The organism is Hyalangium sp. (assembly GCF_045802625.1).
In the GTDB taxonomy this organism is placed as follows: Bacteria; Myxococcota; Myxococcia; order Myxococcales; family Myxococcaceae; genus Hyalangium.
The window spans coordinates 19,599-35,329 of sequence record NZ_JBJMQP010000095.1; the positions used below are offsets into that span (position 1 = coordinate 19,599).

Genomic DNA, 15,731 nt, shown 5'->3' on the forward strand with positions numbered 1-15,731 from the left:
ACGCGCCACCTTCCGATGAGGGTGCCTGGAGCCAGCAGCGCGGGGTGGAGTGCGGGCGGAGAGGGGCTGTCCATGGCGTGCCTGGGAAGGAGGAGGGACTTCTGCGGTCTTCCCCATGCAGCCTACCTCGCGCGTAGGAGCGCAGGGGACAGCCTCATGGAGGTCTCCCCCATTAGACGGCTGAACTCCGAGGCTGCTAGCCTGGATCCATCCCAAGGAGCCACCCGTGCGCAATCTCCTCATGGCAGTCGTGGTAGCAGCCGTCACAGCAGCCTCGCCCGCCTTCGCCGGTAGGCACTCCAGCTCGCACCGGATCAAGACCGTGCACGTCAAGTCGTACACGACCAAGAGTGGGAAGTCGGTGAGCTCCCACAAGCGAAGCGCCCCGAGGTAGGCCGCTCGGCTCGCACCCCGCCCAGAGGCCGCCGGCTGGCTATTGCTGTGAGGGCAGCAGCAGTGCGTCCCGAACCTCTGCTGGCGGGCTCGCGCCGAGCGCCAGGTAGATCTCAAACCACGCCCGGTACGCACGCCAGGAAGGATCCTTCTGGTCGATGAGGGAGCGTTGCGCCTGGCCCAGACGCTTGGGGACATCGAAGGGCAACTGCGTGTTCCCCTCCGAGTGTAACTGCGCCGCGAACCAGAGCACATCCAACTGACCGGCATCGACAGGGGCGTGGGTGCGATCGACCAGGGTGTCGGCGTGCGCGATCGCCTGGCCCAACCAGCGGGCCGCCTGTGCCGTGTCCTGGCGATCCACGGCATTCTCGGCCAGCCGCATCTCCGCCAGCGTCACCGCGCCGACATCCTCATCGCGATCCGACTCAGCGAACCGCTCCAGGAACAGCGCGCGCCGCTGTTCGAGTGCGTGCGCGGCGGCATCCAGGTGCCCAAGCTGGGCCTCCGCATTGGCGCGCAGCCCCGCGGCGATGATGCGGTAGGAGCGCTGAACGTGCTGGGGGGTGGCGTGAGATCCGCTCAGCGTGGCTTGCACGGCTGGGTCGGCCACGTCGCGATCCACTGTGTCCAGGTCCTGCAATGTCCGCTGGGGCTGCCCCGCTCCCAGCTCCGCGGCGCAGCGGGCCACTCGCACCACCAGCCGGTTGCGCAGTCCCTCTACGTCTCGGGTGCCCGTTTCCACGGCGGGTAGCTCGCGATCATAGAGCGCCAACGCACGCTCGAAGCGGCCCGCGGCGAGGTTGTAGAGCGCCGCGCGATCCAGGGCCAAGGTGGCGAACTTGGCCAGCTTCGGTGTGGCATCCACCATGGCCAAGGCCTGATCCGCCGCGTGCGCTGACTCCTCCTCGCGGCCGACGTGCAAGAGCGCCCGGGCGCGCGCAAGGGACACCGCCAGCCCGGACGCGTTGTCCACGTAGGGGTACTTGTCCCGCTGATCGAGGTAGCCCAGGGCGATGTGGAAGTTGCCCACCTGGGTGTGCAGCACCCCCAACGCGCCGAGGATCATCGCCCGGTAGCGGACGTTGTTGCGCACCAGATCCAGGGCGATCAAGTAGTGCCGGTTGGCGCGCTCGGCGGCGGCGGGATCGTGGCTGCGGAGGAAGTCCTCGTGCTGAATGGCGCCATAGAGGGCTTGCGCCGCGCGCTGATTCTTGAGCTCGTGCCACGATGCGCGCAGCTCCTTCACGGCTGCCGCCACCGCCTCGGCGTGGGCGCGCTCATCCAGCTTGGGCAACTGGCGCGCCGTGAGGTAGGCCTTCACGAAGTGCCCGAGCGGCTTGGCCATCTTCGCGGAGGTGGTGGTGACTTCCTTCTCCACCACCTCGGGGGTGACGCCGGCACGCAAGCGCAGGCTCATGGATTCGACAGCGCTCTCCAGCGAGCCCGTCCGTCGCGTCACGATGTCGAAGTCGGCACGGGCGTCGTCCAGGCGCTGCTTCCCCAACCGGCGATAGGCGCGGCCCATCATCGCGCGGCGAAACAACCGCTCGGCCCGGCGGTCCTCCTCTGTGCCGGGCGGAGCGTCATCGACATAGACCGTCGCCAACGCCTCCAGCACGCCATCGGCGCCGAGTCCCGCCGCGCGCTCGACGGCGTCTTGCACCAGTACGCGCCGGCGAAGGGGATCCTTTTGCTGATGGTAGAACGCGATCAAGGCATCCCGGACAGGGCGAGGAGGACGCTCTTCGTGCAGAGCGTTGACGTGCCGGCCCAGCTCCAAGGCGAACGCATAGGCCGAGCCAGCGGGTGCCGATGCGAGCGCCTGGGCCATGGCGGCATCCGCCTCGTCGTAAGGGCGTCCCCGGTACAGGGCGCGGACGGCGGCGCGAGCGAAGTCGAGCTGGTCGTCATCATGGAAGACTTTGTTCATGGAGAGCCGGCGGCCGACTTCGATCAGGGCTTCCCGATCGTCGAGCTTGCGGTACAGCGCGTCCGCTTGATCGTAATAGGCCTCCAGCACCGCGCGCGGCGTGGTCTCGGTCACCTGGACCGCCTCCAGCTCCTGACGCGCCAGCGTGAAGTCGCCGAGGGAATCCGCCAGCTCACTGCGCACCACGTGCTGAAAGGCGGCGGAGGGTGGGCTGGGAGCGGCAGCGGGATCCAGCGCGGCCATGCGTTGCCGTGCGGCTTCGCTCAGCTCGTCCACCATGCGGCCGCGTTCGCGCTCCTTCATGGCGCGCCGGTGCTCGATGAGGATCCGCAGCGGCTCCGCCAGCCCCGCGGTGGCAGGATCGTCCACCAAGGACATGTGGCGGGCGTAGAACTCCGCCGCATCGAAGTCCTCGAAAGCCAGGTGGAGCCGGCTCAGGCGCATCATCAGCAGCCGCCGGGGTTTGGGCCGGGCTTCGCGCAGCAGGCGCTGGCGATAGAGCAGGAGTTCATCCGCGCGCTTGCCGACCATGCCCAACTCTTCGTTGAGACGAGCCACGTCCCACTTGCTGGGAACCTGGCCATCCAGCGGCAGCTGATACACATCCAGAGATCGATCGCGCGAACAGGTCGCGATGAGTGACGCGGCCGCGGGCGCTGGGTACTCGCAGCTCCAGGCTTCACTGGTGAGCTGGTCTGGACTGGAGGCGGCGGCCAGCTCGGGTGCGTCCTCGCGCTCGGCGGCGAAGGGCACCCGGAACAGCACCCCGCTGTCGCTGGCGTCGATCACCCCGTCCGCATTGGAGTCGGTGAAGAACTGCACCACGTACAGCGAGCGCCCATCCGGCGCGAACACCGGCTGTCCGGTCTGTCCCGGCAGATCGAGCGCCAGCGGTATGGGAGCCGCGCCGGGGCGATCCAGCCGAAGTGCCTCCAGATGGGGTGAGGCGTGCGCGGCGAATCCGGGGCCCACCTGCTGCTCGGAGCGTTCGATCGGGACGTACACCAGCCAGCGCCCATTGGGTGAGATGGTGGGGCTGGTCAGGTTGCGCTCGAGCAGGGGGCTCACGCTCAACTCGTGCTCCACCGCGACCCGAGAGAGCCGCAGATCTCCCTGGATGGTCGCCCGGCTCACCAGCGCGACATGCGAGGCATCGATCCATTCCGCCTGCAGCGCGTTGGCTTCTTCTTCGAGGCAGCGGCGGCCTTCCGCGCTGGGCAGCTCCCGCACACACAGCTGTCCGCCAGCTTGGTTTCGGAACGAAATGTAGAGCAGGTGTTTGCCGTCGGGGCTGACCCGCGGCCAGGTCACGTCGGCGCCTTCGTCGAAGAGGCGGTGCTCGCGGCCCCCTTCTAGATCCTGAACGTAGATCTCGGTCGCGATGTTGCGGTTGGACACGAAGATCAGCGTGTTCCCATCGGGCTCCAACTGCCCCAGGAATTGATCTCCCACGCCCACGGTGAGCTGTAAGGGCGTGCGCAAGCCTCCGTCGTTCTCATCGTCCTGCGCCCAGGCGCCGCCCGCGAAGAGAACGGCCAGGGCCGTGAAGCACCAGCCACGGGGCGTCAGCACTTCTTCTCTCCCCAGGTGCCGTCATTGGATTCAACCCAGCCGCCGCAGACCACGCCCTCCGCGTGCAGCTGCTGCCAGCTCCGGCGCAGCGACTCCTCGGGCACGGTGGGGCGGACCGTCCGCATCCACTGCCACAGGAGCACCCGGGCCCGGTTCACCCGTTCCACCAGGGCGACGTCATTGGCCGACAAGCGTCCGGCCTGGCAGCTGCGCCGGGTGTCCACCAGCAGCCCATCCCGCCCTTCGCCCACGCAGTGGTGCCGCAGCAGCTCGTCGACGCGGTCCGCCTGCGTCTTGCCCATGTTCTCGACCAACGGCGTGGGTTGCATGCCCAACTCCTCCAGCTGGTTGGGCGTGAGCGGCACCGGCGTCGGGCTCATGCCCGCGCGAGCGAGGCGCTGTTCCACATCCTTGAACGAGCCTGAGGCCTGCTCTTCGAGCGCCGTCGCGCGGTCGACCATGACGATCTCCGGGGCGCGGATGCACCCGGCGGAGATGAGGGCGGCCAGAAGCAGCAACCCACAGTGCTTCATGGTGTGTCCTCCGGAAGGGACATGGAGTTGATGACACGGTCGACGATGGGGCCCACGGGGATGCCCCGGATCTCGTCGATGCTGAGCAGCTTGGCCAGGCCGCCCATGGTGATGCTCAGGCTGCCAAAGCCGTGGTTGAAGCTCATTCGCACATGCTCCGGGTAACCCACTCCCAACGCGTAGCGGACGCGGTTGGTGGCGGGATCGGTGTGGCGCGGATCCTCGAGATCCAGCAAGTCGAGCAGGTGGCGGTTGCCAATGCGCAGGATCTCCGCGCGCCCGTTGACGCTGCGATCGTTGCCGGAGATGACCACGGCGGCGTTGCCGTCAAAGGGCTCGCCCCGAGACGATTGCACGCCAGTGGCCCGCACGTGGGCCTCCAGGTTGGAGTGCTTTCCTTGCCAGTCCAGCACGCACTGTCCGGTGATACGTCCACCGCGGACGCCCATCTCCAGCTGGCTCATGGAAAACACGTTCTGGTGGATGGACAGGTTGCCAGCCAGAGGCGCGATGGAGATGAACGGCGTGGTGATGCTGCCCACCGACATGAACCCGCTGCGCGAGAGCAAGGGGTGTTGGTCGGCGAAACGAAGCATCGGGTACGGGTTCACGTCGACGTCGCTCATCAGCCGCACCTGGCCGCCGGTGAGCTCCATGTCCTCGGTCAGCGGCACGTTGCCATCGAGCGCTCCAATCGCCATCCCCGATTTGGGCAGCCGCACGTTCACGTTCTGGAGGACAAGGTTGGAGAGGGTTCGGAAGACCACCAGGTCGGACGAGGCCAACCGGAAATCGACCGTGACCTTGCCGCTGCTCTCGATGAGGCCGGGCTGCGCAAGTTTGGACAAGTCCTGCTCCAGCTCACCCCGGATCGCCAGGCGGCGCCCGTTGTCGCTGAGATCGACCCGGCCTTTGACTTTCAGCTGGGTACTTGTCCCCCCATTGGACAGTTGCATGTCGGGGATGTGAACGACGCCATTGGGCTTACGGCGAGCGGAGAACGACCATTCCAGGTCCTGAACCGGATAGGGCAGCGCCGGCTTCTGTTCAAGGGAGCGGACCTTCAAGAGTTGTTTCAGTTCGATCTCGTCCGCTGCCCACTTCTCGGTGAAGGTGGCGGTGGTGTCGCTGGACATGTCGGCGAAGGACAGCCGACGATCACTCAGGCCCACGCCGAGTTTTTCCACCGTCAGGTTGCTGTGGACGCTTCGCCGGGGCCCATCGACGTGCGACTCGACCTGCCAATGCAGCGCGGGGAGGTTGATCGACTGGGTATCCTGTCTCCAGCGGATGCCGTGCGCGTCCATCACCGCGTTTCCCTCGAAGCTGGCAGTGCGCAGAGGGGCGGGGGCCATGGTCGGGGTCCCGTCGGCGGCGATGGCCGTGATCACGCCGAGCAGCGTGCCATGCAGCTCGCCGCTCAGCGCGAGCCGCGAGGGATCCAGCTCCGCGGGCACCTGGGCCTTGGCCCAGAGCGGTGACAGCGCACCGAGGGGCGGAAGGTCGCCCTTCACATCACAGCGAAGCGCGCGGGCTTTTCGGTCGAACGCCATTGCGGCATCGAGTGCGATCTTCAGCCCCGCCTGACTGGTGAGCCCCAGCCGAAGCGACGGCTTCCGGCGATCGAGGTCCAGCGTCAGTGTCTGGTGCTGAGGCCCCGCGTCGCTCTCACCAACGCGCAGCCCTCCGATCTGAAGGTCCAGCTCACCCTGATGCCTCCAGGCATCTCCTTGCGACCGCATCACGACGGCGATGTTGCTGGCCGTCACGTCGTCCCACGCCAGCCGCTCCAGGTGCAGCTCCGTTCGGTGCTCCACCCGTGGCGAGGGAGAAAAGACCGCCGCCAGCTTGCCCGTGGAAGACAGGTTCACGGCCAGGTTCTTCCAGGGAATGCGCGCGGCGACCGGCTCGGAGATGAAGGGCCGAGCAGCCACGAGGTCCGGCGCCTGAATGGACAGGGTGTACGCCACATCGTCGGTCCCTTTGGTGGCATCCAGCGACGCGTGCATCGTGCCCACGTCGAGCTCCAGGCGAGCGCGGGCCCGGCTCAGCCGCGGATCGTCCAACCGAGGGAACGCCTCCGAAGCGTCGAGCTTCACGTGCACGGGGCCGTTCAGCACCTGGCGTCCATCCGCCATGACCACCTGGAGCGCCCCCACGGGCATGTCCGCCTTCAGCGCGAAGGGCGGCTCACCCGCCAAGGGAGCTTGGAGCTGAAATCCCAAACGTTCAGCGGTCGCATGCATCCCGGAGGCATGGACGTCCAGTGCCTCCACCCTTCCAGACAGGGCCGCATCCCCCGCGACCTTGAGGGGCGATGAGAGGTCCGGCCGCAGCTGCTGTCCCTTCAGCTCGCCGGAGGCCTTTGGAACCCGCAGCGTGGTGGGCCCCCGGACATCGAGCCCCTGAAGCGCGAACGCGAGTTGAGCGTCCAGCCCTCTTTGGGGATTCGGGGTCGCCACCCAGGACATGCGTCCCCCGCCGAGTGCCACCCGGCTGTCGCCTTGAACGCTCTGCAGCGCCGCGACTTCGACGTCCAGCCCGAGTTTACCTTGGGCTCCCAGCTGCGGCATGGCGCTGAGAGTGACCTCTTGAGCGTCCAGATGCACTTTGCCGCGCTCGATGGAGAACGTCCGCCACTCGGCGGGGATCCATTGCAGCAGCCGCCCGAGATCCAGATCCGCCACGGCCCGCCTCACGACTGGCGGAACCTCCGCCGCATCCGGAAGCACCACCTGGGCTTGCACCTCGGCGCTGTCGGTGAGCTGGGTGCGGCCCAGCTCGAGGATGGTGTGCCGCTTCTCGCCATCGAACTTCGCCGAGACCGTGCCGTGCAGCAGTGTGCGGACCGTGAACCGCGGATCGAAGGTCTGCCGCGCGACATCTAGGTCCACCTGCGCGCGAGCGGCCGACGCCCCTACCTCCGCCGAGAAGGCCAGCTCCAGCTGGGCCAGGGCCGGAGGAAGGGCCGAGCCTTCACGGCTCACCTCCAGTGGAAGCGGCGTACCGGTCTGGCCTGTCTTGGCGAAGATCTTCCATCCATCGTCCTGCTGCTTCGCTTCGATCTCGGCGGCGAGCCCACGCAAGGACCAGCGCTCGATCACCGCACCGTTCCGAACGCGGACGTAGCTCAACGACACGCCCGACACCGCGAGCTGCCCGAAGGGAGGCGCGGCGGCCAGGAAGGCAGCGGCCTGCTGGGAGGTCCCCAGCGGCGCTTCAACGGGCGGCGGCTTAGGAGCTTCTGGCCTCATCCATCCCGTGAGAGACGTGGGCCCTGCATCGTCGGCCACCAGGGCAACAGCCACGTCCCGCACCGCCACCCGCTCGACCCGGGGGGTCCCGCTCAGCAGAGCGCCGGGCGACCATTGCACCTCCAGAGCGCCGACGCGCAGCAGCTCGGGCGCGACGCTTTGAAACGGCGGCGGGGTCCGCACCACCAGCCCTTCCAGCCGCAGCCCCGAGAGCACGGCGACTTGGGCTGTCTGGTAGTCCAGTTGCAGGCCCGTGGCCGCTTCCACCCTGGAGACAATGCGCGGTTTCAGCCAGGGGTGGTCGAGGTTGCGCAGGGCGGCCACCCCCGTGACCAGCACCAACGCGACGGTCACGACGAGAACCAGCAGCACGCCTGAGATGATTCGAGCCAACCGCCGGCGAGGCCGCCCAGCTCCGGGGGATTCCATGATGTTTGGTTGGGAGCGAGCGCTCACCCCCGTCCTACCATGCGGCGGAATCGGGTTTCAATCGCCACTCCTCGAGCGCGCCGGCCAGCCGAGGGGGGCTCGGAAGCCCTGCGGATCCGCGATGCGCCTTGCTCCCGCGCGGAGCCGCATTCTAGCGTGCCGCGCACTGCTTCCCGGGAGTGCACATGCCCGTTGTGGAATCCCGCATCGACACCGTGACCCTCTATCAGCAAGGCGCTCGCGTCACCCGGCGCCTCTGGCTCGATTGTCCCGACGGCAAACCTCCCACGGAGCTGGAGATCCCTCGCCTCCCGCTCTCGCTCTTCGATCCCACCGTCCGCGTGCGCGTGCTATCCACCGACAACCCGCAGGCGGATCTCTCCGCCACCCACGTGCGCGTGGGCCTGTGGATCCCTCCTCGAGAGGCCGCGCTGGAGACCGTGGATCAGGCCGCGCTGCGCTCGCTGCGCCAGCAGGCGCGCGCCGTGGAGAGTCAGCTCCGGCAGCTGGATTGGGAGATCTCCGTCCTCGGCGGCATCCCCGTCCCGCCGCGCCCGGAGCCCGAGGAGGGCAAGCCGCCTCCGCCCTCCCCGCTCGGGCCCCGCATGGCGCTGGAGCAGTTCGCCTACGAGGGGGTGCAGTCCCGCATCTCCGAGGCGCGCAAGCTCCGCGAGCAGCTGCGCAAGCTCCACGAGGACGTGGCCGCGCTGGAGCAGAAGATCGCTCAGGCCTCCACCGCTCGCGAGGTGACGGCCGCGGAGCTCCACAAGTCCGTGCACGTGCAGCTGCGCCACGGTGGCGCCACGCTCGCGCGGGCGGAGCTCTCCATCGAGTACTTCATCCCCGGCGCCCGCTGGGCTCCCAGCTACCAGTGCCGGCTGTCCCGCGACTGCCGCGAGGTGGAGCTGGTGATGCGCGCGCTCATCTGCCAGTACTCCGGGGAGGACTGGCGCGGGGTGAAGCTGGTGCTCTCCACCGCCGCGCCCATGACCTGGACGGAGCTGCCCGAGCTGCCCTCCATCCGCATCGGCCGCGCGCAGCCTCCGTCCCCCGCCCGCGCGGGCTTCCGTCCCGCTCCACAGGGCGCCGGGGCGCTCTTCTCCGACTACGATCGGGATCGCCTGACGCTCCAGAACATGCTGCCCGCTCCCGCACCGTTCGCGTTCCCGGCGCTGCCCGCTCCCGCGGATCTGGAAGAGGGCCTCGTTGCCGACGGTGCGCCCGTCCTCCGCGAAGAGACCAAGGAGAAGCGGAAGAAGTCGGCGCGGCGGATGCGGGACATGGCGGTGGAGGCCAGCGACGACGTCATGATGGATATGGCGGCTGAAGAAGAAGCCATGCCGGCAGCGGCTGCTCCAGAGGAGGAGTACGCGGAGCTGGCGGCCATCAAGAGCGCCCCACCGCCGCCTCCCGCGGCGGCTCCTATGGCACCGCCAGCCATAGCGCCCATGCGCGCGGCCTCACCCAAGGCGCTCGCCGCCGCGGGCCGAGCCGCTTCACGCGGTGGCGGCCCCGGCGGCCCGAGTCCCTCGCAGGCGGGGCTGGAGGCCGTGGTGTTCACCCACCTGAGGCTCTCGTCGCCCGCCGACCCCGGCAACCGCAACCGGCTCCAGCCCGTGGACTCGCGGCGCTTCTATATCGAGTCCCTGGCGCGCTTCTCGGTCACCGTGTCGTTCGACGTCATGGCCGTGGTGGCCGAGGCGGAGAATCGCGCTCGCGCCGTCGCCCACGCTCCGCTGCCGTCGGGCGCGGTCGATGCCCGGAGCATCGGCGGCTACTTCGACTTCAGCTACGCGGCCGACGCCACCGTGGATGTCCCCTCGGATGGGGTGTTCCACTCCGTGGCCCTGGGCACGCGCACCGGCGAGGCCAGCGTCCTCTATGTGGCGGTGCCTCGCGAGGACAACAACGTCTACCGCCAGGCGCAGGTGAAGAACCCCCTGCCCGCGCCCATGCTGGCCGGCCCCGCCGAGGTCTACGTCGGCGGCGAGTACGTGCTCTCCACCACGCTGCCCGCGGTGGCCCCGCGCGGGGACTTCAAGCTGGGCCTCGGCGTGGAGCAGGCCATCCGCTGCGCCCGGAACACCCGCTACCGCGAGGCCCGCAGCGGCACCAAGATCGTCGCGACCACGGAGCTGTGGCACGACATCACCATTGATCTCGTCAACAACCTGGACCGGGAGATTGTCTGCGAGATCCGCGAGCGCATCCCCCAGCCCGCGCAGGACGCCGAGGTCGTCGTCGAGGAGGGCGCCATCACCCCCGCGTGGGAGCCCTACACGCAGGAGGAGCGCAACAACCCGCTCGAGGGCGGGCGCCGCTGGCGCGTCACCGTGCCCGCGAACGCCACCCAGAAGCTGGCGGCCCAGTACGTGGTGAAGCTGTATGCCAACAACGAGCTCAACGGCGGCAACCGCCGGGAGGCGTGACATGAGCACCGCCATCCAATCCACCTCTCCCACCGGCGTCGAGCGCTACGAGCCGCCCCTCCCCACCGGAGTCACCACGCTGGAGGCTCCCGTCCGCAGCGTCACGCTGCTGGAGGACCGGGCCCAGGTCACCCGCCGTGGCACCGTCCGAGTGAGCGCCGGGCAGAACCGCATCGTCGTCCACGGCGTGGCGCCCGTGCTGCAGGACGTCTCGCTGCGCGCCGAGGCCCTGTCCGGCAAGGCCCGCGTGGCGGACATCCGCATCCGCCGAGGCCTGCGCATCCGGACCGCGGACAAGCCCGAGGCGGCCCGCGTGCTCGAGGAGAAGCTCCAGGCGCTGCAGCGCGAGCGTCAGCAGGTGCTGGAGGATCAAGCCATCGCCCGCGCGCGCTTCGAGCGCATCAACCAGCTCGTGAACCTGGGCGCCTCCGAGATCCCCGAGGATGCCGGCTGGGGCATGGGGATGGCGGCCCAGTGGCAGGACTCGTTCGAGACGCTGTTCCGCAAGGCCCGCCAGCTCCGCGAGTCCACGCTGCAGGCCACCTTCACCGCCGAGCGGCTGGCGGAGGAGATCGCCGCGGTGACTCGCCAGCGCCAGGCGCTGGATCGCGTGGATCATCAGCTGGTGTCCTGGCTGGAGGCGGATGTGCTCGCCGACGCCGAGGGCGAGGTGGAGCTGCGCATCGACTACGTGGTGCCCAACGCGCTCTGGCGGCCGCTGCACACCGCGCGCCTGCTGGGCAGGACCAAAGTCCAGCTCATCTCCTCGGCCGCCGTGTGGCAGAACACCGGCGAGGACTGGAAGGACGTGGAGCTGCAATTCTCCACCGCGCGCTCCTCGCTGGGCACCGAGCCGCCCCTGCTCCAGCAGGATCTGCTCACCGTGAAGAAGAAGAACGAGGCCGTGGTCGTCCAGGCCCGTCAGGTCCAGGTGCAGAAGGCAGGCCTGGGCAGCGCTCCCGCGGTGGGAGGTGGCGGCCGTCCCGCCGCGCCCACCAGCGTGGATCTGCCCGGCGTGGATGATGGCGGCGAGACGCGCAACCTCAAGGCGCCGGGCAAGAGCACCCTCCCCTCGGACGGGCGGCCCAACGTCATCCCGCTCTTCAGCTTCGAGGACGGCGCGGAGGCGGCGCTGGTCACCTTCCCGGAGCTGGAGCCCAAGGTGTTCCTGCGAGCGGTGACGCGCAACACCGCCTCCAGCCCGCTGCTGGCCGGCCCGGTGGAGCTGCTACAGGACAACGGCTTCGTGGGGTGGACCCAGACGCTCTTCGTGGCGCCGCAGGAGAAGTTCGAGCTGAGCTTCGGCCCGGATGACTCGCTGCGCGTCCAGCGCGAGGAGAAGAAGAGCAACAAGCAGCACCCCGTCAGCAAGTGGAACGAGGCCACCACCCACGTGACGATCTACCTCTCCAACCTCTCGGGGGATGCGCGCACCGTGCTCGTCACCGAGCGCCTCCCCGTCTCCGAGATCGAGCACGTCAAGGTCGAGCTGGACACCGACAAGACCACGGGCGCGCCCGAGCTGGATGACAACGGGTTCTGCAAGTGGAAGGCGGAGATCCCCCCCAACGGGCACCTGGTCCTCCACCTGCGCTTCAAGGTCTCCATGGCCCCCGGCGTGCAGAGCGCCTGAGGCCCGCCGCACCGCGGCCCGTCTCACCGTCACAACCCAGAGGGAAACACGCATGCGCAGAAGCGGAGGTTGTATTCGCCTTGGTTCGTTGCTCCCGATGTTCGTACTGCTGGCCAGCGTGGCCTGCTCCGACAAGAAGCCGCCGGAGGAAGTGAAGACGTACACCAACCCGCTCAAGCTCCAGCTCGCTGATGGGAACGTGGCGGAGACCTGCCCGGATCCGGCCATCATCCACAGCCAGACGCCCGGAGACGACGCCTGGTACCTGTACTGCACCTCCAACCCGCTCAACAACCAGATGGACGCCGCGGGCAAGCCCGTCTTCCACCTGCTCCCCATCTACAGCTCGAAGGACCTGGTCGACTGGGCGTATGTCGGCGACGCGTTCGATTCGCAGCCGGCCTGGGCCGCGGCGCCCCAGGGGTTCTGGGCTCCGGACATCCAGTTCTTCAACGGGAAGTACTACCTCTATTACACCGCCTCGGACACGAAGGTGGGCGGGTCCGCCATTGGCGTGGCCACCAGTGACAGCCCGGCCGGACCGTGGACGCAGGCCCCCGCTCCGGTGGTGGAGCCCCAGAAGCCACCCTGCTGCGTGAATGATCCGAACGAGACTCGCCGGCGGTGGGTCTTCGACTCCAACGTCGTCACCGGCGACGACGGCCAGCGCTACCTCTACTTCGGCAGCTACTTCGGAGGCATCGCCATCCGGAAGCTCTCGGCGGACGGCTTGAGCACCGACGCCGCCAGCCAGAAGGAGATCATCTCGGATGACATCTACGAGGGCGCCTACATCGTCAAGCACGACAACTACTATTACTTCTTCGGCTCGGCCACGAACTGCTGCAACGGTCCGCTCACCGGCTACAGCGTCTTCGCCGGCCGCTCCACCAGCCCCATGGGCCCCTACGTGGATCGCGACGGCAACCCCCTCACGCAGGGCCGTGTCGGCGGCACGCCCGTCATCAGCATGAACGGCAACCGCTGGGTCGGCCCGGGCCACAACTCGGTGTTCACCGACTTCGCCAACCAGGATTGGATTGTCTACCACGCCATCGACAGGAATGATCCCTACCGCCTGGGCAAGCCGCAGGGGGATTTCTCGGACAAGCGCCACGTGCTGATGGATCCGCTGGACTGGGTGGACGGCTGGCCCACGGTGCGCGGCGGGCTCTGGGCCTCGGACGAGCCCATCCCCGCTCCAGCGGCCCAGCCCAAGCAGAAGGCCCACTACACGATGACGCAGCAGCAGCCGGACGAGGCGGGCGCGCTCATGGCCACCTTCTCGGACGACTTCACGGGCCCCGCGCTGGGCTCCCAGTGGACCTGGGTGCGCCCGCCGGCCACGACCACCTACGGCCTGGAGTCGGGGACCTTGCGCTTCGACGCCCAGGAGGGAGACCTCTACAAGGAGATCAACACCGCCTCGGTGCTCACCGCCGCCGCGCCCCAGGGCAAGAACTACATCGTCGAGACGAAGGTCCGGATGAACGTGCCGGCGCAGGGGTGCTGCTTCAACTACACCCAGGCCGGGCTCGTCATCTACGGAGACGATGACAACTTCATCAAGCTCACGCCCTTCGCGCTCTGGAACACGCGGCAGATCGAGTTCGCCAAGGAGCAGTTCCCCGTGCCCCAGGACTTCCCGCGCTACGGCAACACCGTCGCGGGCCCCCCGGGCGAGGACACCTGGCTGCGCATCGCCGTGCGCTTCGTGGACGGCGGGGAGACCTATACGGCCTACACCAGCCGCGATGGCACCCAGTGGTACCGGAACGGCACCTGGACTCACAAGCTGGGCAACGCCCGGATTGGCCTGGTGTCGATGGCTCGCGCTTCAGACCACCCGGAGTTCACTGCCCATTTCGACTATGTCCATGTCTACGAGTTGAACAACTGACCGCTCGGGGTCCACCCCGCTTGAGCGGCGTGTCATCGTGGAGCAGAGGAGCCGCCCTGTCGTGGCTCCTCTGTTCACTCCCGGGGGATCCCATGCGCGCCGTCCACCTCTTACCGCTCCTGCTGTTCCTCTCCGCGGTCTCCTGCAGCAGCGTGCAGACGCCACAGGATCCCTCGCACCCTCCGCCCCCTCAGACGACGCTGGCGGTGCGCAACGAGAAGCCCGTGGACTTCAACCTGTACGTGCTGAACGGGACCACGCGCATCCGCCTGGGCCTCGTGCCGGGGATGAGCAGCCGCACCTTCACCGTTCCCCACCACCTGATCCCCGTCCACGGCCCGCTCCGCTTCCAGGCCGCCACCATCGGCTCGGATGATGTGCTGGGCTCGGATGAGGACCTCATGGTGCACGAGGGCGACGCGCTCTCGCTGACCATCCGTTAGGGCTCAGCCCTCCTTGGGCATCTTCAGCGCCATGGCCACCAGCGACAGCGTGAGATCCTCCGGCTTGTAGGGCTTGAACGGGTTCAGCGTCGTCCCGGTCGAGTCCAGGTGATCCAGCCCGCTCAGCGTCACCGACTTCGAGCCGGGGATGAACGCATCCTGCGGCAGCACCAGGCCGTCCGACTTCACGCCGTAGCGCTGCTGCATGTACTCCTCGGTGGCGAACAGCGGCGAGGTGGGGTTGGCAGTCGTCGAGGCCATGCACACGGCGGGGATGCCCGCCGGCATCGGGTGCTCGGCCAGGAACTTCTTGCGCGAGTCGTAGGTCAGGTCCTCACCGGCCTGCACGCTGCCGCCGATGGCCTCCACGGCCCCGCCCACCCCGTAGCGCACCAGCGGGTTGTCCAGCAGGTCCTGCGCCATCGGCGAGCCGCCGTACGGCGACTGGAGGGTGACCAGGGCGCGCACGTGCTCCTTGAGCTCGGGGTACATCGACAGCGCCGCCGCCGAGTCCAGGCCGCCCTTGCTGTGGCCAATCAGCACCACCTGCTTGCCGCTCTTGGCCGCCTCGAGCACCGCCTCGCGGACGATGGCCGCGTTGTGCTCCACGCCCATGTCCGTGTCCACCGGCACCCGGCCCACCTCCAGGCCCTGGGCCTTGAGCGCGTCCAGGTTCTTGTCGAAGTACAGCTCCTTGGGCGCCGCGCCCGAGAACAGGCCGCCCACCGCCAGGAACACGCAGTTCTTCGCCTCCGCGGGCAGCACGTCCTTGCCCGCGCGCACCGCCTGGTCGAGCTTCTCGAACTCCGCCGTCGAGTCCTTGGCCGGCGGGTACGCCTTCTGGATCCAGCCGATCTTGTCCGCCTCGCCCTTGCCCGGCCAGGGGATGGGCAGGTGCAGGCTGTTCACGTGCGAGAGCACACCGCCCAAGAGCTGCGCACGCGCCGGAGCGGCCGTGCTGAAGCTGTCGCGCGCCGCCGAGGTGCTGGAGCGCTGCGAGTGCGTGGACTTGGTGGTGGTTTCCGAGGCCACCCGAGCCTGCGCGGGGGGAGTGAGGCTAGAGGGGCGGTTGACCTGGATCATGACGGGACCTCGAAATAGGGGGCCAAGTGGGCCAAGAGGAGTAACTTGCCTACATTGTCGGCGGATGGAGTTTTTTGTTGCGTGCCTTTTCCAAGAGCTTGAGAAGACTGGGGTTTGGCGGCGCGGCTT

At 68.4% G+C, this 15,731-nt stretch carries 8 protein-coding genes; 4 read left to right on the top strand and 4 right to left on the bottom strand.

Annotated elements, in window-relative coordinates:
- Positions 1 to 433: 433 nt before the first annotated feature.
- From ACJ8AT_RS17290 to ACJ8AT_RS17300, 3 genes are read right to left on the bottom strand one after another with little or no spacing between them, the layout of a single operon-like run.
- Positions 434 to 3,898 (bottom strand): hypothetical protein, encoded by a 3,465-nt coding sequence (locus ACJ8AT_RS17290; RefSeq protein ID WP_407738841.1) that lies wholly within the window; start codon positions 3,896 to 3,898, stop codon positions 434 to 436.
- Positions 3,892 to 4,431, bottom strand: coding sequence for a DUF1318 domain-containing protein (locus tag ACJ8AT_RS17295; RefSeq protein WP_407738842.1), 540 nt, complete (start codon positions 4,429 to 4,431; stop codon positions 3,892 to 3,894). Before ACJ8AT_RS17295 ends, ACJ8AT_RS17290 begins: the two co-directional genes overlap by 7 nt.
- A complete protein-coding gene (locus ACJ8AT_RS17300; RefSeq protein ID WP_407738843.1) occupies positions 4,428 to 8,114 on the bottom strand; it encodes a hypothetical protein in 3,687 nt (1,228 codons plus the stop codon). Before ACJ8AT_RS17300 ends, ACJ8AT_RS17295 begins: the two co-directional genes overlap by 4 nt.
- Before the next feature lie 185 nt (positions 8,115 to 8,299).
- On the opposite strand from ACJ8AT_RS17300, the gene ACJ8AT_RS17305 reads away from it, so the two are divergent.
- From ACJ8AT_RS17305 to ACJ8AT_RS17320, 4 genes are all read left to right on the top strand, one after another.
- Positions 8,300 to 10,543: a mucoidy inhibitor MuiA family protein gene (locus ACJ8AT_RS17305; RefSeq protein WP_407738844.1), complete on the top strand. Its 2,244-nt coding sequence runs from the start codon at positions 8,300 to 8,302 to the stop codon at positions 10,541 to 10,543.
- Position 10,544: 1 nt separating this feature from the next.
- Positions 10,545 to 12,176, top strand: a complete 1,632-nt coding sequence (locus ACJ8AT_RS17310) for a mucoidy inhibitor MuiA family protein (protein ID WP_407738846.1) — start codon at positions 10,545 to 10,547, stop codon at positions 12,174 to 12,176.
- A 97-nt stretch (positions 12,177 to 12,273) separates the two neighbouring features.
- Entirely contained in the window at positions 12,274 to 14,076 is a 1,803-nt protein-coding gene (locus ACJ8AT_RS17315) for a family 43 glycosylhydrolase (protein ID WP_407738847.1), read from the top strand.
- 92 nt (positions 14,077 to 14,168) lie between these two features.
- Positions 14,169 to 14,519, top strand: coding sequence for a hypothetical protein (locus ACJ8AT_RS17320; RefSeq protein ID WP_407738848.1), 351 nt, complete (start codon positions 14,169 to 14,171; stop codon positions 14,517 to 14,519).
- Between the two features lie 3 nt (positions 14,520 to 14,522).
- Here the strand turns inward: ACJ8AT_RS17320 and ACJ8AT_RS17325 are convergent, their stop codons facing one another.
- Positions 14,523 to 15,602, bottom strand: a complete 1,080-nt coding sequence (locus ACJ8AT_RS17325) for a hypothetical protein (RefSeq protein ID WP_407738849.1) — start codon at positions 15,600 to 15,602, stop codon at positions 14,523 to 14,525.
- Between the last annotated feature and the right edge of the window lie 129 nt (positions 15,603 to 15,731).